This window comes from Anabaena sp. EIM26 (assembly GCF_057568715.1).
Genome location: NZ_CM172472.1, coordinates 966,139 through 988,237 on the forward strand (window position 1 = coordinate 966,139; position 22,099 = coordinate 988,237).

The following is a 22,099-nucleotide window of genomic DNA, read 5'->3' on the forward strand; positions in this document are numbered from 1 at the left end:
TGAATTACCGCTACTTTCGTTCTTTTTTGCGTAAGTCCTGTATATATTTGAAATCCAAAATCTAAAATCTAAAATCCAAAATTGAATCACCTCGTACAAGTTGAAAAAGCTGTTGATTCACACACAGGATTTGAACCCGTATTCTCTTGATTCTGAGTCAAGTGCCTTTTCCAATTTGGCTAGTATGTAAGCTTTATCGGTTAGGGTACGAAGTGAAAATTCTAAGTTTTAGCAAGTAGATTCAAAATCAATCGAATTTGTTTCTTGCTACATTGCTGTTTTTTGACAGCATAAATTTTTTGACCTCTAAAAATTGCAGCAGAACGATGGATTTCACCTTGGATCACATCAATTACATAATCAGTTGGTGGTGGTGGAAAATCTGCAAAGGTAATTAAATACCAAATCTCGTTGACCTTCTGGTATTGATGATAATTATCAATGATGACAATATCGGTTTGTTCTGGTTGTTGCTTCTGCTTTCGGTTTACTTTCTGGACTGCACAAAGGATTCCGGTTTCAGGATGGATGTAAAAACGGTTATCGTAACTCCCATCTAACCGAACTCGATTCCAGCGGTAAGACTTGCTATAAACCTGACCATCAATGATTTCTACATGGCGTTCAACGTAGTCCCACAGATGACCAATCACGTGCTGTCCTGCCATTGTGCTGGTATCTAATTTTTGGCACAGTTCGCTGTAAATGTCGTTCCAAGGCTGTCCAACTTTTGAACGCAACAACCGACGCAGGGGACCGAGATGATCTGAAAGATATTTGTATTTGTTTGTTGGTTTAATCAGGTAGGGATTGAATAAACCATCCTCAGTTGCCTCTTCGGTAATTTCTTGTAATCGCTTTTTAAAGCCACCCAATTTTTTGAGGCTAATTTTCATCCCACCACGAGGACGCTCAATCACAATTTCGCTCAAACGATGTTCGCTCATATATCACGTTGTTTAAATACAAATGCAGTTGTAACGATGGTTTTTTGATTGCAATTAAGTTAGCGAACATCATCGGATTTACCTCCTTATAAGTGATTGAGTTAAATACAATTTTAATAGTTGAAATTTCGTAAAAATCTGTCTGATAGCGTAGCGTGGCGTAGCCATATCAGGATTTCCAGGATTTAAGGATGAACAGGATGAAATTGGGGATTTGATCACCAATTACCCATTACCAATTACCCATTACCAGCCTCAACTAGATGATTAGCACCTTGGGTCAAATACTTTAACCATAAACAGCTTCAGGCCGGATGATCAAATCACCACTGGGACGACGATCAATTATGTAAGCAGAAAGGCGATCACTTTTCACATCTAAATGTCGAGCAATTTGTTCCTTGACTGCTACATCATTCATCCCTGCTGTAATTCCCAGTTGTGTTTCTGTAACATCAACAGAACGTCCCTCAAATCGAATATGCACCATTGTCATCACCTCTTGTTTTAATTACAAATTGTTATTAATGGATCTGATCGGGATTGAACCGATACCCTCCCTGTGAGAGTTGCACTCACACCTCGTGTAAGTTGAAAAAGCTGTGGTAACACCGCAGGAATTGAACCTGCACTTATCATTTTTCAGATGATCGCTCTACCAATTGAGCAAGTATGTAAGCTTTTTCTGTCAGGACACAAGTGAATCCAGGAACTCTACCATTAGAGCTACAGACCCAATAAAAGCATGATTGCGAGGTTTTTATTTTGCCTCTTGGAGAGGTGTTTGTGTTGATATTACATTTGTAATACAAATACTACTCGATGTCAAGAGCATACTACAAATTTTTGGGAAAGTCGGAAAACTGCTGTGTAAATAAGCGCAGACTCTGTTGCAGTAGTGAGTGGTTTAAGTTTTCTGGGACTTATATTGTCAGTTGCAACAACTACCCTAAAGATAGGCAATGGTTTACAACTCATGAAGGATTTAGATACCTTCAGCACTTTCTAGCATCAGAGGATATCTTTGTATCCCCCCAGTTGCATTCATGGAAGCATATGACGTTGTATTGATTGGTGCTGGTCATAATGCCTTAGTTTGTGCTGCCTATCTCCAGAAAGCAGGATACAGCGTTCTGCTATTGGAAGGGCGATCGCTTCCTGGTGGTGGTTTGGAATTAGCTAATTACAAAACACCTATATTACCAGGACTTACGCAAGATGTGGCTGAAAATCTTATTATTACGTAGCGGTAATTCATGAATTACCGCTACTTTTGTTCTGTTTTGCGTAAGTCCTGATTACAAACGGGTGAAATATAAACTTAATATACAGAAATATCCAGAATTATTACGAAGGAATAAAATTTGATGAGCATCGAAAATGATATCCATGAATATCACCAATTCATTAGGAATCTAATTCAATTTTATCAAGCCAATCTTAATTATCAAATTTTAATAGCTGATGTTTATATAAAAGTTTTTTCGCAATTAATATATAAGTTTAGTAATGCAAACAATAGCAGTAATATATTGGATGAATTACCGCAAATAATTGAATTATTTGCTCATGAATTTGATCAAAAGTTTACGGATAAATTCCGCTCACCAGATTCTGTTATTGTTCAAGGTAAATTTTTAAGCACAGCTATCACTAACTGGTCATATCAGCAACAACTACTAAAAGAATTTTTACCCTTTATAGACTTTGTTAATCAAATTAATCCGATTAATATTGTTAACTACTTTTATGCAGATAAACTTCGGGTAGGAGTAACACCAAAGCTAGAAATATATAAAGAAGATAAGATGGTATTATACCACTATTCGCCAGATAAAAATTCTTTAAATATTCCTGTATTGATTGTTTATGCTCTAGTCAATCGTCCCTATATTGTTGATTTACAAGAAGGACGTTCTTTTGTTGCTAATTTGCGCAAACTCGGTTTAGATGTCTACTTGATTGATTGGGGATATCCTAATGAAAATGAACGCTGGTTAACTCTTGATAAATACATCAATGGTTATATCAATAATTGTGTAGATGTGATATGTAAAATCCATAATCTAGCTCAAATTAATTTATTAGGAATTTGTCAAGGTGGAACACTCAGTCTCTGTTACAGTTCTCTGTATCCAGAGAAGGTGAAAAACCTAATTACTATGATTACTCCAGTGGATTTTCATGTTAATGATGGACTTCTCAATATTTGGAGTGGCTCTACTTTAGGTTCTCAAGCTTTGGATGTAGACCTAATGGTTGATACTTTGGGGAATATTCCTGGTAATTTACTTAATTATGTCTTTTTGATGTTGAAACCTTTTCAATTGGGAGTTAAAAAATATATTGACCTGCTAGAAATTATTGAATCTGAAGAAAAGCTGCTTAATTTTCTGAGAATGGAAAAATGGATTTTTGATAGTCCTGATCAAGCTGGTGAGACGTTTCGACAGTTTATTAAGGATTTTTATCAAGGAAATAAATTGATTAAAGGTGAGATAGAAATTGGTGGGCAAAAAATTGATTTGGCAAAGATACAAATACCAATTTTAAATATTTACGCTGAACAGGATCATTTAGTTCCACCATCTTCATCTTTGGCGCTAGAAAAATATATCGCTAGTCTTGATTATACAGTGCATTCTTTCCCTGTTGGACATATTGGAATGTACGTGAGTAGCAAGGTGCAGAAAAACTTACCTTTAACTATTGGAAATTGGCTGAAGATGCGAATATAAAAATTTTGTTTATTAGCAGGACTTACGCAAAACAGAACGGAAGTAGGGGTAATTCATGTAGCTTGCTTCCCGAAGGGTATTACCCCTACGAAAGAATCAGGTTTTGAGTTCAATCTTGCGTAAGTCCTAATTAGGTTTTATTTGATATTTAGAGGTAGGCAGAGCCTTTTGAACTGCATTCCCAGCCAGAGTCTGGGAACGAGATATTTCGTTTATTAGGTTTTATTTGATATTTTAAAGGGAGGCAAAGCCTTCTGAATTGCATTCCCAGCCAGAGTCTGGGAACGAGATATTTCGTTTATTAGGTTTTATTTGATATTTTAAAGGGAGGCAGAGCCTTTGAACTGCATTCCCAGCCGGAGTCTGGGAACGAGATATTTCGTTTATTAGGTTTTATTTGATATTTTAAAGGGAGGCAGAGCCTCCTGAACTGCATTCCCAGCCAGAGTCTGGGAACGAGATAATGTTAAAAAATCAAGGCTATTAACCTCCTCCATTATCAATAGTTCTATTGACTGAAAGGATGATTTTAAATTTTTAGATGATTAGATATACAGCTTTGTATTTATTTCTTATGATTGATTTATTAATAATTAAATTTTTATATTCTAAAGTTGAAAACAAAGATTCAAATTTATCAAAATTAGAGTTTAACCTTGGAGTTTTAGGACAAAATCCTAAATTTTACATTTTCCATAATGACCAGATTTATCGGGTTTTGTATTAGTTTGATGGAGCAGTATGCAAGAAGCTTATATTGTCTCAGCAGTCCGTACACCACTGGGTAAATTTGGAGGTATTTTAGCAGATTTGTCATCGGTAGACTTGGGTGCGATCGCAATGGGTACGGCTTTAGAACGAGCAGGAATTTCGGGGGAGGCTTTAGATTTGTATATCTTTGGTAATGTACTCAGAGCCGGACACGGACAATCATTACCCCGTCAAGCAGCTTTTAAAACCGGGATTCCTGACACGGTAAATGGTTATGCGGTTGATATGGTATGTTCATCGGGAATGATGAGCGCCATCAACGCTGCTACAGCAATTCGTTCCTGTGAAGCGGATTTAGTCCTGACTGGGGGGATGGAATCTATGTCTCAAACAGGGTTTTTACTCTCACACCGCGCTCGTTGGGGATATAAATTTTTACAAGATACACCTGAACAACTCAGAGATATTTTAGTTGATGACGGCCTCACAGATCCCATCAGTGGGGAAACAATGGGAGAACAAGCAGAACGGTTAGCAACTACTTACCAAATTACAAGGTCTGAGTTAGATGAAGTTGCTTTTTATTCACAACAACGAGCAACAGAAGCTACCACAAAGGGCTTTCTCAAACAAGAAATTACACCAATTACTATTGATGGTAAAAAAGGACGGCAAATTATCTACAAAGATGAAGGAATTCGCCCAGAAACTAGTTTAGAAAGTTTAGGAAAATTGCCACCAAACTTTAGAGAAGACGGAGTTTTTACTGCTGGTAATAGTAGTCAAATATCAGATGGTGCAGCAGCTTTAGTTTTAGCCAGTAAAACAGCAATAGAACGTTATCAACTCCAACCTATAGCCCGGTTAATAGGTGGAACATGGACAGGTGGAGAAGCTTGGAGATTTCCCGAAGCACCGATTTTAGCTGTAAATAAACTGTTAGAAAAACTGAAAATGAAAATTTATGACTTTGATTTATTTGAAAATAACGAAGCCTTTGCTTTGAGTAACGTCTTATTTAATCGCTTGCTAGGAGTTCCCGAAGAAAAATTAAATGTTTTTGGGGGTGCGATCGCACTAGGACATCCTCTAGGAGCTTCAGGTGCGCGAATTTTAGTCACCCTACTCAACGCCCTACAGCAAAAAAACGGGCATTTAGGACTAGCCGCAGTTTGTCATGGTAGCGGAGGAGGAACAGCGATCGCAATAGAAAGACTCAGGTAAATTTACATCAAACTCTTGTTTCTCTGAGCCTCTGCGTCTCTGTGTGAAATAAAAATATGACATTAGGATTAGAAGATCAAGTAATTTTAGTCACAGGCGGAAATCGGGGTATAGGAAGTGCGATCGTTAACTTGCTTTTAGAGTTAGGAAGCAAAGTAGCCTACACCTACCGCAGCAAGCACACACCCCAGCTTGGCACACTCGGAATATCCGCAGATGTCACCGACAAAACCGCTATGGCACAAGTAGCAGAACAAGTAGAAAACGAACTCGGTGCAATTTACGGAATTGTCGCTAATGCCGGCATCACCAAAGACAACTTTTTCCCCAAACTCACAAGCACAGACTGGGATGCTGTCATAGATACAAATGTCACGGGAGTTTATAACACCCTCAAACCGATTATTCCCAAAATGTACGATCGCCGTTCTGGTTCTGTTGTTTGTATTTCCTCAATTTCTGGCGAACAGGGCAACCTCGGACAAACTAATTATGCAGCATCTAAAGCAGCGGTAATTGGTTTAACTAAATCCTTAGCCAGAGAAGCAGCTAGGTATGGAGTGCGAGTAAATGCAGTAGCACCAGGATTTATCGAAACAGATATGCTCAACCCTATTTCTGACAAAGTAAAACAGCGAATTTTGTCAGAAATTCCCCTATCACGCTTTGGTAAACCCGAAGAAGTTGCTTGGTCAGTCGCTTTCCTACTTTCACCCATAGCAAGTAGCTACATTACCGGGACAGTGCTGCGAGTCAACGGCGCACATCACACATAAAAAGGACTAGGGGAGATGGTGAGAAATATTTACCTCCTGACTCCTGACTCCTGACTCCTGACTCCTTAAAAAAATGATTACAGAAACTACGACAGAAGAAAAATATATAGATGTCAGCGGCTTAAACATCCGCTACTGGACAGCAGGTAACAATGACCCACCCTTAGTCTTACTACATGGAGTTGGTGAAAGTGTTATTGATTGGTCGTGGGTATTACCTAAACTGGCAACAAACCGCCGTGTTTTAGCAGTTGATCTTCCTGGTTGCGGCGAAAGTGATAAACCAAAACGCGATTATTCTCTTGATTTTCTCACCCAGTTCTTAGCCGATTTTCTCAAAACCCTAGAAATTCAAAGAGCGGTGTTAGTGGGTAATTCTCTGGGGGGGATAATTGCTTTACGCTTGGCACTTTCCAAACCAGAACAAGTAGCTGCTTTAGTGCTGGTAGATAGTATGGGATTTAGCAATATAGTCAATCCTATCCTGTCGAATTTGACCTTGCCTTTGTATGGAGAATTAGCGATCGCTTGGTGCAAAACTCCTCTAGGAGCAACGCAGCGGGCTTGGTCACGGGCTGTACTGCTGTTTGCCCAACCTTTGAAAGTTCCTTCTCAATGGATATCAGAACAGGAGCGGATGGCTAAAATACCGGGCTTTTTAGAGGCTGGTTTATCTTCACTCCGCGCCCAATTAAATCTATTTGGACAGCATCAAATAATACTTGATCTTCTCCCACAGTTACAAATGCCAACTTTGATTTTGTGGGGAGTCAATGATTTGGTTTTGCCAAATAATCAAGCTCAAAATGCTGTTAACCGCATCAAACAAGGACACTTAGCGTTAATTCCTAACTGTGGACATATACCCCAAGTTGAACAACCCGAATTATTCACTACTGAATTAAACCAGTTTCTGGATTCTGTTGAAAATTCAAAGGATTAGCATCTATGCAATTAAAACCAATCAATCAACAAGTTGTTTCCGTCGTTGGTGCTTCTAGTGGTATTGGTCGAGAAACAGCTTTACAATTTGCGAGACGGGGAGCAAAAGTAGTAGTTTCTGCCCGTAGTGAGTCAGGGTTAAAATCTGTGGTGGAAGAGATTCGCAGCTTTGGTGGTGAAGCAGCTTCTATTGTCGCCGATGTGCAGGAATTTGAGCAGGTAAATGCGATCGCAGATAAAACTGTAGAGACATTCGGGCGCATTGATACTTGGGTGCATACTCCCGCAGTGGGACTTTTTGCCACTTTCGACAACACAAAACCGGAAGAATTCAAGCACGTTATTGATGTTGATTTAGTTGGACAAGCTTATGGTGCAATGGCAGCTTTACCCCATTTGAAGCGGGAAGGAAGGGGGGCGCTAATTCACATTTCCTCAATGGAAGGCAGGCGATCGCTTCCTTATCAAAGTGCCTACGCTGCTGCTAAACATGGGGTTGAAGGCTTTGTGGAAGCCATGCGGATAGAGTTACAGCATGATAAATGGCCGATTAGTGTCACCAGTATCAAACCTGGCGTAATTAATACCCCGTTCTGGAATAATGGTTTAACTAGGGCTTGCTGAATAAACCAAAAACCTAGATATATCAATAGTTCCAGGCTAAAAAAGTAGAAGAAGGTGCAAGAAATAAGCGATGAAATCATCAAAAACCGTTCATTTACCCAGATTTGAGAATATTCTGATCTCCTTCTAATTCTTCCTCCTGACTCCTGACTCCTGACTCCTGACTTCTAGCCCTAACGGAAAGACTTTTTCAGCAAGCCCTAACTAAATTAGGCGTAAAACCAGCCGGTATACCACCTTACTACGACCCCAGGCTAGTAGCTGATGCTGTCATCCATGTAGCGGAACATCCCACTCGTGATCTTTTAGTGGGTGATGCAGCCAAGGCAATAGATTTATTACAACGTATTTCTCCGGGGTTAGTAGATTCACTGTTGTTACAATTCGGTTTTGATTTACAGCGTAGTTCTGATCCCAAATCTGAAGACGCACCAAATAACTTTTATCAACCTGTTCCTGAACATGATCGAATAGATGGCGACTATAAAAACCAAGTCATACCCAGTTTTTTCGATGCCTTGGATAAGAATCCTTTCCTACAATGGGGAGCGATTGCAGTTACAGGTGCATTAGCGTTGTTAGCAGTACAAACCTTAAATAACAAAGGTTAAATTCCACTGCTAGGCATAACTGGAAAAAGCAAAAAAATGCTTTCAAAATAAGTATTTTTATCTAACTAAAGGCTGATGAAGATCAACGATTTGGTTAGTTTCCTAGAATGAAAAGGTTGCATAAATATCAATAAAACTTAGAGTTCTCCAATTAAAAAAATATCCCAAAATTTCTTGTGGTGCGGGCATCTTGCCCGCTAATAATACAAGGACGGGCTGCCCATCCCACAAGATTGGCTCATCTTTTTTGTGGAGTTCTCTTACCTATCTTCTTTCCTTCTTCTTCGCGATTCATTAAATCCATATTCTTCTAGTAGGAAGGAAGAAATTTAATTTTGTCCCAGCATAACGAGGAATCCAGATGTTTTATCACAACAAGAGACTACAGTATTACACACCTCCACAACGGCCAGATCCAATCTACGCCAAGAAAGTTCAGGAACTCATCGGTGGCGTTTTTGGGGAAATGACAGTGATGATGCAGTACCTATTTCAGGGTTGGAATAGTCGCGGCCCTGCCAAATACCGAGATATGTTGTTAGATACAGGTACTGAAGAAATTGGGCATATCGAGATCCTCTCTACCTTGATAGGTCATCTGCTAGATAAAGCACCGCTGAAAATGCAAGAACTAGCAGCAGAAGATCCTGTTGTCGGTGCAGTTATGGGTGGGACTAGCCCACGGGATGTAATTACTGATGTGATAGCAGCGGCTATGAATCCCCAACATACCATTGTCACAGGTTTAGGAGCGCAGCCAGCCGATAGCGTTGGCTTTCCTTGGAACGGTCGCTTTATTGCCTCCAGTGGTAATCTCTTAGCAGATTTCCGGTCTAATCTCCACGCCGAAACCCAAGGGCGTTTGCAAGCAGTGAGGCTGTACGAAATGAGCGACGACCCAGGGGTAAAAGATACTCTCAGTTTCTTAATTGCTCGTGACACTATGCATCAAAACCAGTGGTTAGCAGCCATTGAAGAGATAGAAAGCTCTGGCATAGAAACCACACCAGTCCCTAGTTCCTTCCCCCAAGAATTGGAAAAACACGAATTTGCCTATCAATTCTGGAATCACTCAGAAGGAACTCAAAGTGAAGAAGGTCGCTGGGCAAAAGGACGCTCTATGGACGGTAAAGGGGAATTTGAGTATGTTGCCCATCCCCAACCGTTAGGACAAGAACCCCAACTATCACCTGCTGATCCACGCCTACATGATACACCACACCCCGGAAAGACTGAAGGCAATGGAGCGATCGCACCTCCTTTAGTTGAGCGGACGACTATAGGTGGCTAATTCCTGACTCCGAACTCCTGACTCCTGACTCCGTTCGCGTAGCGTCTCCGTTCGGCGAAGCCGTGCCGTAGGCATAGGAGAAACTCCGAACTCCTGACCTGACCTACTTCATAACTTAGTGTGACTAACGATATCCGGCTGCTTGTAAAAAAAACAACTTAGCATAACGTCCTCCTGCCTGTATTAATTCTTCGTGAGTTCCCAGTTCCACAACAACGCCATCTTCTATAACCGCGATTTTGTCAGCCATGCGTACTGTTGAGAACCTGTGGGAAATCAACAGTACCATCTGATGTTGAGTAATAGCCCGAAAATGATTAAAAATCTCAAACTCAGCTTGGGCATCTATTGCCGATGTTGGTTCATCCAAAACCAAGATATCAGCTTGCGATCGCATAAAAGCACGAGACAAAGCAATTTTCTGCCACTGTCCCCCAGAAAGTTCCTGTCCACCCTTAAACCAACGACCAAGCTGGGTTTGGAAGCTTTCAGGTAATTGGTCAATAAAAGGTTCGGCCATGCCTTTTTGGGCCGCAGTTTGCCAGCGAGTTTTGTTTTCTAAATGTTCTATATCGCCCACGCCAATATTCTCACCCACAGTAAACTGATACCGGACAAAGTTCTGAAAAATCACACCAATGCGACGACGTAGCACATCCACATCCCATTCTTGCAAGTCCAAACCATCTAATAAAATCCGCCCAGAGTCAGGGGTGTAGAGTCGGGTCAGTAGTTTGATTAAGGTGGTTTTACCGGAACCATTTTCACCCACAATGGCCAGTTTTTCTCCAGGTTGCAAATGCAGAGAAATGTTTCTCAATGCTGGCTGGGAACTGCCTGGATAAGTAAATGATACGTTCTCAAACCGAATACCATCTTGGGGATGAAAACCAATGGTAGCCTGACCTGAAGATGTTGGTACTTCCTCTTCTAAAAAATCGTAGAGATTCGATAAATAGAGGTTGTCCTCATACATCCCACCAATAGAAGTGAGGGCATTGGCAAAAGTAGACTGTCCTTGGCGAAACACAGTGAGATACATGGTCATATCTCCCAAGGAAATCCTGCCGACAACTGTTTCCAGGACAATCCAAGCATAAGCTATGTAAAAAGCAGCAGTACTGACTAAACTCAGAAGATAACCCCACAATCCGCGCCGTAGAGTTAAATCGCGGTCTTGTCCGTAGAGTTGAGCAAAGAGGTTGTGGTAACGTCCTAGCAGCATCTCACCCAGTTGGTAGAGTTTGACTTCTGTGGCAAAATCTTCTCTGGCTAAGAGATTTTCTAGGTAATGCTGTTGACGAGTTTCTGGCGCACGCCAACTAAATAAGCGAAAGGCTTCCCCCGCAAACTTCGTTTCCGCAATAAATACGGGCATGGCTGCCACAATCAGCATGACTACTGCCCAAAATGAGAAATTTACTAGTAAAATACCGTAGGTGATCAGGGAAAGGGCATTTTGAACTAAGCCAAAGGTGCGAGTGACTAGGGAAAGGGGACGAACGGAAGCTTCTCTGCGTGCATTAGTCAATTTGTCATAGAATTCTGAGTCTTCAAACTGCCGCAGATCTAGTGTTAATGCCTTTTCTAAGATGAGTACATTCACCCGCTGTCCCAGTAGCGCCCGCAGTAAGGATTGGCAAATTATTATTCCCCGTTGGCTGCCTGCGAGTAAAATTATTGCGATCGCTTCTAATCCTACATACAACAAAGGTGCATAATCATTGACAAAACCATTGCCGTTTGAATTAACAAGAGAAGCCGATACTACTGCATCAACAATTAATTTACCAATATAGGATATCGCAGCCGGGAAAAGACCAGCTACTAAAGTTAAACCAGCCAGAAGAATAGTCAGCCAGCGACTAGTCGTCCATACTAAGTTTATAGCCCGTCCACTATAGCGAAAAACCGTCAGTGATTGACGCAGAACATTTCGTTTTTTTATCTTCATTTAAAAGCAAGATTGAGAAAAGTACAGCGAATTTCATTTAAATGAGATACAAACTTGAATAATAAAACTCTTGTGGTGCGGGCATCTTGCCCGCCAGGTATGTACCTCCTGACGAAATCTGCTGTATTTTGATAGTCACACTAAAAATCTGTTGTAGGGTGCGTCAGACTGCATAAATCTTGCAAATAAACAGATTGTTGATATCTGACGCGCCTTACCAATGCGCCAGTTGCGTAAGTCCGGCATTATTAAAAATGTCAGTGAATATATCTAAAAAATCTAGTTAAATATTATTATCCCCACTTAAACCCAATTATGACAACCAAAACCACATTTAACTCCTGGATAACTTATCCTATTAATTGATTTGCGCCTCTAGCCAAGATGACAAATCAGCTAAACTGTTAAAATCTAACAGTGCTTCACTCAAATCTTCTAAAACAGGTAAAGCTAAACCACAAATTGAAGAGTGCATTTCCTGCGACAATTTCCCAAACCGCTTAGTCAATTGTCGAGAAATTGCATTAGCCATAACTTCTCGCCCTTCTTCTCGTCCTTCTTCCTTTATTTCTCGGTAAACTCTCGTTTCCTTTAGTGTTATTCCTAACATAGATTCTACCTCCATGCGGCTAAGTTGTTCAAACTTGTACACCATAATCGTCGTAATCATCTCTATTATGACGTGACTTGTTGGTGATGATACTTCTTGATTGGTTCTAGTTAACAAATACCTTGCTGCTTCTGGTGCTTGTTCTTCTTCAACTGTAGTGAGTACCATCAGTGCTACCCATAAAGGTAATTGACGAATATCCCCCAATTCATCTAAATACACTCGATGCACTTGGTTTCCATTGAGTAGTGTTCGATGCGGATGAATATCGCTTTGTTCAATGCTGCGAGATGGGTAAATGATCACAGCTTGCCAGTCACTAAATCTAGCACGGTTGCGGTAGAAATAAAGTGAAGATTCAGCAAATACTCTTTCGTAAAGCTGTTCATCTGTCTTGGAAAGTTACTCTACTTGGGGAGACCCCAAGACCGTACTTTCCGCTTTTTGGAATTGCACCTCACAGAAATAGACAACTCCAGCACCTGCATTTTCTGGTGGGAGAAATACCCCATCAATTTCAAATTTGGGTTCTTTGACAGCTACAGAATCAAATCTATAAGCATCTGCATTTGTCGGAGGATTTGTCAAGAATTCAAATAGTAAAGAGGGAGATTGTTGAAACAGTTTGTAAAAGATAGAGTCCCGACGCATGAAGGATTGTAGTTAATTTATTTTTTAACCCAGCGATACATTTAAATCATATATTAGATCGGGAGTATCCCAATTTTTTAAAAATATCTGGTGATTTAAAAAACCATTATGACAATCAAAACTACATTCAATTCGTGGGTAACTTGTCCCCAACCCAACCCCCAAGCTAAATTACGCTTATTCTGCTTACCCTACGCAGGTGGTAGTGCAATGGTATTTCGCACCTGGGCTAATGATTTACCCCCAACTATTGAAGTGTGTCCTCTCGAACTTCCCGGTAGAGGAAGACAAATGAACTTACCCCCCTACACAGAAATGCAAGCTTTGGTGAGGGAAATAGCCCAAAATCTCATTCTCTATCTAGATAAACCGTTTGCTTTTTTTGGTCATAGTATGGGTGGACTCGTCAGTTTTGAATTAACTCGTTTACTGCGCTCAGATTATAATTTAACTCCATCGCATTTATTTATCTCTGCTCGTAATGCGCCACAAGTTCCACCGAAAAAAAGACCGATTTACAACTTACCAGATGCAGAGTTTTGGCAAGAAATTCTGAATTTTAATGGTACTCCTAATGATATTATAGATAATCCAGATATAATCCAAATTTTTCTGCCAATTCTCAGGGCTGATTTTACTGTTTTAGATACCTATAATTACAAACATCAACCACCTTTTGATTTTCCTATTAGTGTTTTTGGTGGTTTGCAAGATCCAGAGTTTACTGATTATGAGCTAGAAGCGTGGCGTGAACAAACTACTGCTCCTTTTTTGTTACAAATGATTGATGGTAATCACTTCTTTATTAGCTCGAATCAAAAAAAAATACTTGAAACTATATCTCAACAGTTAGAGTAAAAATATTGTGTAAATAATCCATGATTACACCTCAGATAGATTCTGAATCCTTGCCTTTTCTCTATAATTATCAAGGCACTTAATAACCTATGGTTGGGATAAAGGTAGAAATATTTACAATTATTCTGACATGAGATTTATTCTGTTTTCAATATGGAAATTGTAACGAATTATCAAAAATTCCCACAGGTACGGCTATTGCGATTCCCATATCTATAAAACCGAACCCACTGAATTTATCTCCTGGTGTTATTGTTTATTTAGGAAGCTAAAGATGAAGCTTCAGGCAAAGAAAGATTTAAAAAATATTACCGTTATTTGCCATCTGTGAAGCTTGAAATTAAGCCTCCACAAACCAAATAGAGGATTGTCTAGGAGATAGATATGGCACTAATTCGTTGGGACCCGCTCCGGGAAATTGAACGCTTAGAACCATTCCGCGAACTTGATCGTTGGGACCCTCTCCGCGAAATGGATACGCTACAACGTCGCATGAATAGATTGTTTGAAAGAATTATACCAACTGATGGAGGTGAAAGAGGAGGAATCACTTTTATTCCTTCTGCTGAACTTGAAGAAACTGATGATGCTTTTAAATTAAGACTAGAATTACCTGGTCTGGAAGCGAAAGATGTAAATGTGGAAGTAACTCCTGAAGCCGTTTCTATTACTGGTGAAAGAAAATCGGAAACTACAGCAGAAAGAGAAGGTTACACTCGTTCTGAATTCCGTTATGGCAAATTCCAACGGATCATACCATTGCCTTCCCTTGTCCAACATGAACAAGTCCAGGCTGAATATAAAGACGGTATTCTCCGGTTGAATTTGCCTAAAGCAGAACCAGAAAAGCAAAAAGCTTTCAAAGTTAATCTTGGTTAATTTGTAACTAATTGCTAATTTCCTCGTTCCCATACTCTATATGGGAATGAATTCAAGAAGGCTCTGCCTTTAGTAATAGCAGAGGCAGAGTCTCTGTGATAGTATTCTCAGTCTGAGACTGGGAACAAAATAAAAGCTTTCAAAGTTAATCTCGGTTAATTTGTAACTAATTGCTAATTTTCTCGTTCCCATGCTCTATATGGGAATGAATTCGAGAAGGTTCTGCCCTTAGTGATAGCATTCCCAGTCTGAAGACTGGGAACGAGATAACGAGATATCGCTGAAGGCTTACTAAAAAAGTAAACTTCTACTGAAGCCCAAGGGGAAGATATGGCAAAAGTAGTGGGAATTGATTTAGGAACTACAAACTCTTGTGTTGCTGTCATGGAAGGAGGGCAACCATTAGTTATTGCTAATACTGAGGGACAGCGCATCACTCCTTCAGTTGTAGCTTACACGAAAACTGGGGAACGCTTGGTTGGTCAAATTGCTAGACGACAAGCGGTAATGAACCCAGAAAACACGTTTTATTCTGTTAAACGTTTCATTGGGCGCAAATATGAGGAGATTACCCATGAAGCCACAGAAGTTACTTATAGAACTCTATGCGATCGCAACGGTAATGTGAAACTCAACTGTCCGGCTGCGGGTAAAGAGTTTGCACCTGAAGAAATTTCTGCCCAAGTATTGAGAAAGTTAGTTGATGATGCTAGTAAATATTTAGGAGAACAAGTCACTCAAGCAGTGATTACTGTTCCTGCCTATTTCAACGACTCTCAACGGCAAGCTACTAAAGATGCGGGTAAAATTGCTGGTTTAGATGTTCTCCGCATTATCAATGAACCCACAGCAGCAGCCCTGGCCTATGGTTTGGATAAAAAGCAGAATGAAACTATCTTAGTGTTTGACCTTGGTGGTGGGACATTTGACGTTTCTATTTTGGAAGTTGGGGATGGTGTTTTTGAAGTCAAATCTACCAGTGGGGATACCCATTTAGGTGGTGATGACTTCGATAAAAAGATTGTAGATTGGTTAGCTCATGAGTTTCAAAGTAATGAAGGCATTGATTTACGTAAAGATAAGCAAGCTTTACAAAGACTGACTGAAGCAGCAGAGAAGGCAAAAATTGAGCTTTCTAGTACCACTCAAACTAATATCAATTTGCCCTTTATTACTGCCACTCAAACGGGGCCCAAGCATTTAGATATGACATTAACGCGGGTTCAATTTGAGGAGATGACTGCTGATCTTCTTGACCGTTGTCGTAAACCTGTGCAACAAGCACTGCAAGATGCAAAACTCAGCAATGCTGAACTTGACGAAATTGTCTTAGTTGGTGGTTCCACACGCATTCCGGCTGTCCAAGAATTGGTGCGACGGATAACAGGTAAAGACCCTTGTCAAGGTGTGAATCCTGATGAAGTTGTGGCGGTGGGTGCGGCTATTCAAGCAGGTGTGTTGTCTGGTGAAGTTAAAGATATCTTACTGCTTGATGTGACTCCGTTGTCTTTGGGCGTGGAAACTCTTGGGGGTGTGATGACTAAAATCATTACTCGCAATACAACTATCCCGGTGAAGAAATCGGAAATCTTTTCCACGGCGGCTGATGGTCAAACTAATGTGGAAATTCACGTTTTGCAAGGTGAGAGAGAGTTAGCCAAAGATAATAAGAGTTTAGGCACTTTCCGTTTGGATGGTATTCCTCCAGCACCAAGAGGTGTTCCGCAAATTGACGTTATTTTCGACATTGATGCTAATGGTATTCTTTCAGTCACAGCGAAAGATAAAGCCACGAATAAACAGCAGTCAATTTCGATTACAGGTGCTTCTACTCTTGATAAACGAGATGTGGAAAATATGGTGCGTGATGCAGAATCTCATGCGGAGGAAGATAGAAGACGACGTGAACAAATTGACACTAAAAATTTGGCAGACTCTTTAGCTTATCAAGCCCAGAAGCAATTGAAAGACTTGGGTGATAAGGTGAGTGCTGCTGATAGAAGCCGAGTTGAGGAGTTAGTTAAAGATTTGCAAGAAGCCATTAATCAAGATAACTTTGACCGTATTAAGTCCCTTAGCAGTGAATTACAGCAAGTCTTGATGCAGATTGGTAGTGCAGTTTATGCTCACGCGGGCAGCCCAGATGGAAGTAGTAGGGAATCACAAAGTGGTCGGAGCGAGGATGTGATTGATGCTGATTTTGTGGAAAATCAATAAAAAAATGAATGAACATAAATTACGCAGGATGAAAAACTTCATCCTTTTATTTCATCCATAAGGAGGATGTGAAAATCTGCAAACTATCCAGATAATCAGTAGGCAGAGATGAACAAGTAGAAAGACTTAAATTCAATATGAAAGGCCATTGTCAGGAAAGCTTAGTACGGCGGAACAATCACATGGGTGGAGATTGCTTCGCTGTTTATTCTTGACAATTAAAATTTGTATCCTATGCTTGGCTTGATTTTAAGGATTTGAATAAAACTTACACTAAAACACACACTGATGTAGTTTCTTTTGCTTGAATAGCTATATTAAGATTACTGGAATTGGCAATTCTTAATTATGGCTACCAAAATCATTGATGTTAGAGAATATACTGTCAGAGCGCATCAAAGACAGATTCACACTCGTGTTTTTAATTTTGTATGTAAAGAATGTAATCAAGCTACAAAAAGGGAAACTTTTGGGACTAGACCTTTGTATTGTGAATCCTGTCGCCCTCCTCAACCTCCTAAAAAATCATCACAAGAAGCTAGAAAAGTTAAGCCTCATGCAATGACTTACAAAAGCGATATTGATTTAGGTTAATTGAAGTAATATGAATCCAAAAGAACAATTACAACCTCCTTCAGAGGTATTTATCAGACCATTGTTGGAATTACGAGACTACTATGCTAGTCTTACCCAAGAATACCAACGGCTATTTATAGAAGCGCGATCGCAGTTGGATCATACAGAAGCTTTATTATCCAATTGGTCTTATCCAGATAATCAATCATTTTCCCAACTAGAAAGCGCTGATGAGCAGGGTTCTCTGTTTTTTCTGTCATCTGATGATAAGTCTGATTTGGACTTGTTAGAGTCTTTAGAGTCAGAACTTTCTCTCTCAGATACATGGGAGACAAATGAGTCTAGTACTGCTACAGATACAGAAGATTCCCATCTGATAAATACATCTTCCGAGAGTTATGATCATTTGGCAAAAGGGGCAGAAATTCCCATGCTGCCCCAATATCAAGCTCTGACTCGGATGGAAGCGCTGAAAAAGCTATTGCATGAATATGCTGGTACTGTATGCCATATAGATTTTATTGTGCGATCGCTTTACGGAGATTTAGAGTCAACTATTTTCAAGGTTGTCAAAGGTCGAGTTCAGTCTTCCCTCACCCAAGGTAGAGAACGGGGTTACTGGTCGGCTATTCCCAATGAACCTGGTTGTTATACTCTGGTGTTAAGTCTTTTAGCTCCAGTTCATCACAACGGCTCGTCTGCTGGTGCAAGAAATAAAAAGAAAAAGCCTTTTGTTCAACAGCACTCAAAAGATGTGCCGATGCTCAGAGAATTTCAAGGTCAATTTTTAATTGATGCTCTCACTTCTTTCTTGGAGCAACATAAGGGAAGAGTTTTTGGTGTGAATGAAATCGTCAATGGCATTTATGGAGAACTTGATGATCAAGAAATCAGAGAGGTAAAAAACAAAGTGCTGAATGAATTATCTAGAGGTCATCGCACAGGACGATTTTCTAGAGTTCCTAACCAAATCGGTTTCTATACTTGGGATGCTAAGACGATAAAAAGAAGGGTGTAGGGATTAGGGACTGGGGACTGGGGACTGGTTGGAGTTAGAAGGTTATTCTCCCCATATCCCCATCTACCTTCCCCTGTTCTATGACTTGACAATAGCTCTTTGCTTGATGGTTATTTCTGGTGCTTCTTTACTTTTCGTTACATACTTTGTTTTTATATGTCCTTCAAAATTAGCTAATGTTCAAAGATGTCTGCAAGTTTTTTAAGGGTGTTTCCCATAATCTGTTCCATTCGATGCCAAACAGCGGTTTTGCCTGTTTTCCCATCATCCAACCTTGCATTAAGCCATCCATCATCTGCTCACAGAGTTCGATTTCGTATATTGCAGTTTTGAGCAAATTCTTAGCAAGCAGGGCTAGAAATAAACGATCTGAAGCAAGCTGTGCGATATAAAAAGCTTCTAGTTTAACCTCACCCGGTTTATCAGTATTACATCCTGTAACGACGTGCCAGATGTCATGAGTTTCAGCAATGTGAGTACCCAAAAATGTCAACTGATCATTTACATTTTCGTTAACAGGTGGTGGAGTTAATCCATTTTTGATCATGTGTTCGGCATACATATAGCCCAGTGTATGGTCAGGTAATTGATGCAGTTGCTGTAAATCAATTTTTCCCAGCAAAGGGCGTTCTACAAAAGCTTGCTTGCCTTGGGGGGTCAAGCTGAGAGATGCCACAATTTTTTGGAGCGTAGCTGGATCATTTAGAAAATGGGAAAGCTTACCAATGGCAGCGAAATCTCCATAAGGAGATTTGACTAATGTTAGAAAGCTTTCCAGAATTGCTGTTTCTTGAGACTGATTGATGGTTTCTATCATGTGTTACTAATTAATTCTTGAAAATTTGATAATACTAAATTTTGGTATCCAAAAGTTTTCTACAGTTTTCCATGAGAAACTTCTTCTACTATTACTTTTGACCCCCCAGATAAGTTTTGATAAATTTCCTGTTTATGAAATACTCCTTTTGCAACTGGAGAATTTCTATTAGCTTGACCGATGTAAACAGCCAAGCTGATTTTTTAGATGTTTTTACTAGTTGCAGTGTAGCACTTTATTTCATATCGTAACCAAACAAATTTGGGTCAACTTCTCCTAGTTTTAAATCTCCTAAACCATATTCAGCCCAACGTCTTTCTACCATTGCAGCTACATCAGCATCTGATTCTAATGGTTCACCCCATTCATGTTCTGTTTCTGGGGGCATTTTGGTGGTTGCATCTATGCCCATTCTGCCCCCTAAACCGAGTTTTTCACTAGCAAAATCTAAAGTGTCAAAGGGGGTATTTGGTAATATGAATACATCTCGTGAAGGGTCAACTTTAGAACTAATTGCCCAGACTACTTGACGCGGATCACGAATGTTGATATCTTTATCCACGACAATCACAAATTTGGTGTAAGTGAATTGGGGTAAGGCACTCCAAAAAGCTAAGGCTGCTCGTCGCGCTTGTCCAGGATATGCTTTATCTATGGAAATAATCGCCGCTTTGTAACTTAATGCTTCCATTGGCAGGAAGAAATCTACTATTTCGGATACTTGTTGGCGTAAAATAGGGGTATAGATGCGGTTGAGTGCGATCGCCATCATGGCTTCTTCTTTAGGTGGACGACCGCTAAATGTGGTCAGATAAATCGGATCTTTGCGGTGGGTCATACACTGAAACCGTACCAATGGCGAATCTTCTACACCACCGTAATACCCCATATGATCGCCAAAGGGGCCATCTGGTAAAACTTCCCCTGGTGTAATTGTCCCTTCTAAAACAAATTCTGAATCTGCGGGAACTTCTAAATCTACTGTTTTACACTTGGCTAATTGCACTCCAGAACCGCCATAAAGCCCCGCAAATAACCATTCTGATAAATCTACAGGAATGGGTGTGGCAGCTGCCATGATGATTAAAGGATCTACACCAAGTGCGATCGCCACTTCTAATTTTTTACCACGTTCTGCTGCTTTGCGTAAATGTCTCGCACCACCCCGCACCGATAGCCAGTGTACGGTCATAGTATTATTGGATTGTAGTTGTAAACGATACACACCTACATTTGGCGTTCCCGTCTCACAATCTTTAGTAATTACCAATCCTAAAGTAATAATCTTTCCGGCATCTCCCGGATAAGGACGTATTAAAGGTAACTTATTTAAATCTAAATCATTACCTTCCAGCACCACCTGTTGACAAGCAGGAAAAAAGTCCCTTCCCGGTTTAGCTTTCACCACGTCAAACAGCACCTTACCAAAATCTATCGCTTGGGAAATCTTTTTTGGTGGCTTGGGTTGCTGAAGCATACTCAGCTTCTTTCCCAGGGTTTCTAACTCCTCTGGTTTTTCCATATTCATCGCCCAGCATATCCTTTCCACAGTCCCCATTAAATTTACCGCAACGGGGAAAGATGCACCTTTCACGTTTTCAAAGATTAATCCCGGCCCACCTTTTTGCAGCATTCGGTTGGAAATCTCCGCAATTTCCATATCTGAGTCAACTAAAGCCGAAATTCGCTTTAATTGTCCTCTTTCTTCTAAAATTTTAATGAATCCCCGTAAATCTCGCGCCATGTTCCCTAAGAATTAAGAAGTGTAAAGTCTTCTTAATCTTAACTTGATATCTGGGTAGTATTTTTGTACTCTTAAATTAAGATTTCTCGTTTCTCGTTCCCAGTCTCTGACTGGGAATGCAAATAAGAGGCTCTGCCTCTAAATAATACATTAAACAGATATCAATTTACAATTTACAAACAACATTAATTAGTCAAAAAAGAAGTCGGGAATCTGGATATTTAATCATTTTGGTTTTTTGCTTCTTTCCCAAGCTTTTGATGCTGGTGGTGGCTTTTCTATAATTTCAATGATTGTAATAATCACTTGATGAAGTTTATGATCTTTAAGTTTTCCAATATACCGAATTACTTTACTTTTATCAACCGTAGTAATAATATTAGGGCGAATATAGCAAGGACTTAAATTTAATTTACCAACCCTAAAATCTTAATCTTCCAACTTAATTTCATAATCTCGACTTGGTTTACTTGTGATAGGACAAATTATAATATTATTATTGTCCGATTCAATTATAACTAAAGCTGGACATTTTTTTGTGGTAGATGTATCAGAGAAAGGAAAAGGAACAGATATCACATCACCTTTAATTAAACGTTCTACAGATCCTTCCATGCTTCGTCTTCCTCTGGTTCAAGCCAAATTTTATTTAATGATGATTCACTCATTTCTAAAAATTCTTTAACTATTATTTTCTCATCATTTATATCAACAGCTTGTAAATTTTTAACTACTGCTAATGGCAGTCCAGTTAGTTTAACTATAAAATCTAAATCAATACCTTCTCGTAACATATTTACCGCAACTTGGGTTAAACCTTGCCGTACACCTTTTTCCCATGCTTCTTGTAATGTTTGCGCTGGAATTGATAGGTTGTTCATATTCTTTATATTTATGTAGTTAGATTTTTG

18 protein-coding genes, 2 tRNA genes and 3 pseudogenes are annotated in these 22,099 nt (G+C 39.8%); 13 read left to right on the forward strand and 10 right to left on the reverse strand.

Annotation, left to right across the window (positions count from 1 at the left end; genetic code table 11):
• Positions 1-118: 118 nt before the first annotated feature.
• The 4 genes from AC012T_RS04040 to AC012T_RS04055 all read right to left on the reverse strand — a co-directional run bounded on the left by AC012T_RS04040 (position 119) and on the right by AC012T_RS04055 (position 1,622).
• Positions 119-189 (reverse strand) — tRNA-Leu (locus AC012T_RS04040).
• Between the two features lie 32 nt (positions 190-221).
• Positions 222-947 (reverse strand): hypothetical protein, encoded by a 726-nt coding sequence (locus AC012T_RS04045; protein WP_487063329.1) that lies wholly within the window; start codon positions 945-947, stop codon positions 222-224.
• A 289-nt stretch (positions 948-1,236) separates the two neighbouring features.
• On the reverse strand, positions 1,237-1,437 hold the full coding sequence (locus tag AC012T_RS04050; RefSeq protein WP_487063331.1) for a hypothetical protein: 201 nt from the start codon (positions 1,435-1,437) through the stop codon (positions 1,237-1,239).
• Positions 1,438-1,550: 113 nt separating this feature from the next.
• Positions 1,551-1,622 (reverse strand) — tRNA-Phe (locus tag AC012T_RS04055).
• Between the two features lie 371 nt (positions 1,623-1,993).
• Here AC012T_RS04055 and AC012T_RS04060 point away from each other — a divergent pair.
• The 8 genes and pseudogenes from AC012T_RS04060 to AC012T_RS04095 all read left to right on the forward strand — a co-directional run.
• Positions 1,994-2,116, forward strand: a pseudogene (locus tag AC012T_RS04060) (NAD(P)-binding protein); the annotation flags it as partial.
• 198 nt (positions 2,117-2,314) lie between these two features.
• Positions 2,315-3,685 carry a class III poly(R)-hydroxyalkanoic acid synthase subunit PhaC gene (gene phaC / locus AC012T_RS04065; protein WP_487063333.1) on the forward strand — a complete coding sequence of 457 codons (1,371 nt, stop codon included), beginning with the start codon at positions 2,315-2,317 and terminating at the stop codon, positions 3,683-3,685.
• Between the two features lie 741 nt (positions 3,686-4,426).
• On the forward strand, positions 4,427-5,620 hold the full coding sequence (locus AC012T_RS04070) for a thiolase family protein (RefSeq protein ID WP_487063335.1): 1,194 nt from the start codon (positions 4,427-4,429) through the stop codon (positions 5,618-5,620).
• Positions 5,621-5,676: 56 nt separating this feature from the next.
• A complete protein-coding gene (gene fabG, locus AC012T_RS04075) occupies positions 5,677-6,396 on the forward strand; it encodes a 3-oxoacyl-ACP reductase FabG (RefSeq protein WP_487063337.1) in 720 nt (239 codons plus the stop codon).
• 73 nt (positions 6,397-6,469) lie between these two features.
• A complete protein-coding gene (locus tag AC012T_RS04080) occupies positions 6,470-7,339 on the forward strand; it encodes an alpha/beta fold hydrolase (RefSeq protein ID WP_487063339.1) in 870 nt (289 codons plus the stop codon).
• 5 nt (positions 7,340-7,344) lie between these two features.
• A pseudogene (locus AC012T_RS04085) lies at positions 7,345-7,953 on the forward strand (SDR family oxidoreductase); the annotation flags it as partial.
• A 317-nt stretch (positions 7,954-8,270) separates the two neighbouring features.
• The gene (locus AC012T_RS04090; protein ID WP_487063341.1) at positions 8,271-8,573 is read left to right on the forward strand and encodes a hypothetical protein; all 303 of its coding nucleotides are present in this window, start codon (positions 8,271-8,273) and stop codon (positions 8,571-8,573) included.
• Positions 8,574-8,934: 361 nt separating this feature from the next.
• Positions 8,935-9,864, forward strand: coding sequence for a manganese catalase family protein (locus AC012T_RS04095; protein WP_487063343.1), 930 nt, complete (start codon positions 8,935-8,937; stop codon positions 9,862-9,864).
• Positions 9,865-9,988: 124 nt separating this feature from the next.
• On the opposite strand, the gene AC012T_RS04100 is transcribed toward AC012T_RS04095, so the two are convergent.
• Together AC012T_RS04100 and AC012T_RS04105 are read right to left on the reverse strand one after the other, a co-directional pair.
• A complete protein-coding gene (locus tag AC012T_RS04100; protein WP_487063345.1) occupies positions 9,989-11,818 on the reverse strand; it encodes an ABC transporter ATP-binding protein in 1,830 nt (609 codons plus the stop codon).
• Positions 11,819-12,176: 358 nt separating this feature from the next.
• Positions 12,177-13,079, reverse strand: a pseudogene (locus AC012T_RS04105) (DUF2887 domain-containing protein).
• 108 nt (positions 13,080-13,187) lie between these two features.
• Here AC012T_RS04105 and AC012T_RS04110 point away from each other — a divergent pair.
• The 5 genes from AC012T_RS04110 to AC012T_RS04130 all read left to right on the forward strand — a co-directional run bounded on the left by AC012T_RS04110 (position 13,188) and on the right by AC012T_RS04130 (position 18,627).
• A complete protein-coding gene (locus AC012T_RS04110) occupies positions 13,188-13,937 on the forward strand; it encodes a thioesterase II family protein (protein WP_487063347.1) in 750 nt (249 codons plus the stop codon).
• A gap of 384 nt (positions 13,938-14,321) precedes the next feature.
• Complete coding sequence (locus AC012T_RS04115; RefSeq protein WP_487063349.1) at positions 14,322-14,816, forward strand: Hsp20/alpha crystallin family protein; 495 nt, start codon at positions 14,322-14,324, stop codon at positions 14,814-14,816.
• A gap of 330 nt (positions 14,817-15,146) precedes the next feature.
• Positions 15,147-17,033: a molecular chaperone DnaK gene (dnaK, locus tag AC012T_RS04120; RefSeq protein ID WP_487063351.1), complete on the forward strand. Its 1,887-nt coding sequence runs from the start codon at positions 15,147-15,149 to the stop codon at positions 17,031-17,033.
• A 348-nt stretch (positions 17,034-17,381) separates the two neighbouring features.
• Entirely contained in the window at positions 17,382-17,627 is a 246-nt protein-coding gene (locus AC012T_RS04125) for a hypothetical protein (RefSeq protein WP_323309632.1), read from the forward strand.
• 10 nt (positions 17,628-17,637) lie between these two features.
• Complete coding sequence (locus AC012T_RS04130; protein ID WP_487063353.1) at positions 17,638-18,627, forward strand: hypothetical protein; 990 nt, start codon at positions 17,638-17,640, stop codon at positions 18,625-18,627.
• A gap of 169 nt (positions 18,628-18,796) precedes the next feature.
• Here AC012T_RS04130 and AC012T_RS04135 read toward each other — a convergent pair whose 3' ends face one another.
• The 4 genes from AC012T_RS04135 to AC012T_RS04150 form a co-directional block, all read right to left on the reverse strand.
• Positions 18,797-19,444, reverse strand: coding sequence for a Coq4 family protein (locus tag AC012T_RS04135; RefSeq protein ID WP_487063355.1), 648 nt, complete (start codon positions 19,442-19,444; stop codon positions 18,797-18,799).
• Positions 19,445-19,679: 235 nt separating this feature from the next.
• Positions 19,680-21,188, reverse strand: coding sequence for a UbiD family decarboxylase (locus tag AC012T_RS04140; protein WP_487063357.1), 1,509 nt, complete (start codon positions 21,186-21,188; stop codon positions 19,680-19,682).
• A 429-nt stretch (positions 21,189-21,617) separates the two neighbouring features.
• Positions 21,618-21,803: a type II toxin-antitoxin system PemK/MazF family toxin gene (locus tag AC012T_RS04145; RefSeq protein ID WP_487063359.1), complete on the reverse strand. Its 186-nt coding sequence runs from the start codon at positions 21,801-21,803 to the stop codon at positions 21,618-21,620.
• A complete protein-coding gene (locus tag AC012T_RS04150; RefSeq protein ID WP_487063361.1) occupies positions 21,788-22,069 on the reverse strand; it encodes a hypothetical protein in 282 nt (93 codons plus the stop codon). The genes AC012T_RS04145 and AC012T_RS04150 overlap by 16 nt, the downstream gene beginning before the upstream one ends.
• Positions 22,070-22,099 lie beyond the last annotated feature (30 nt).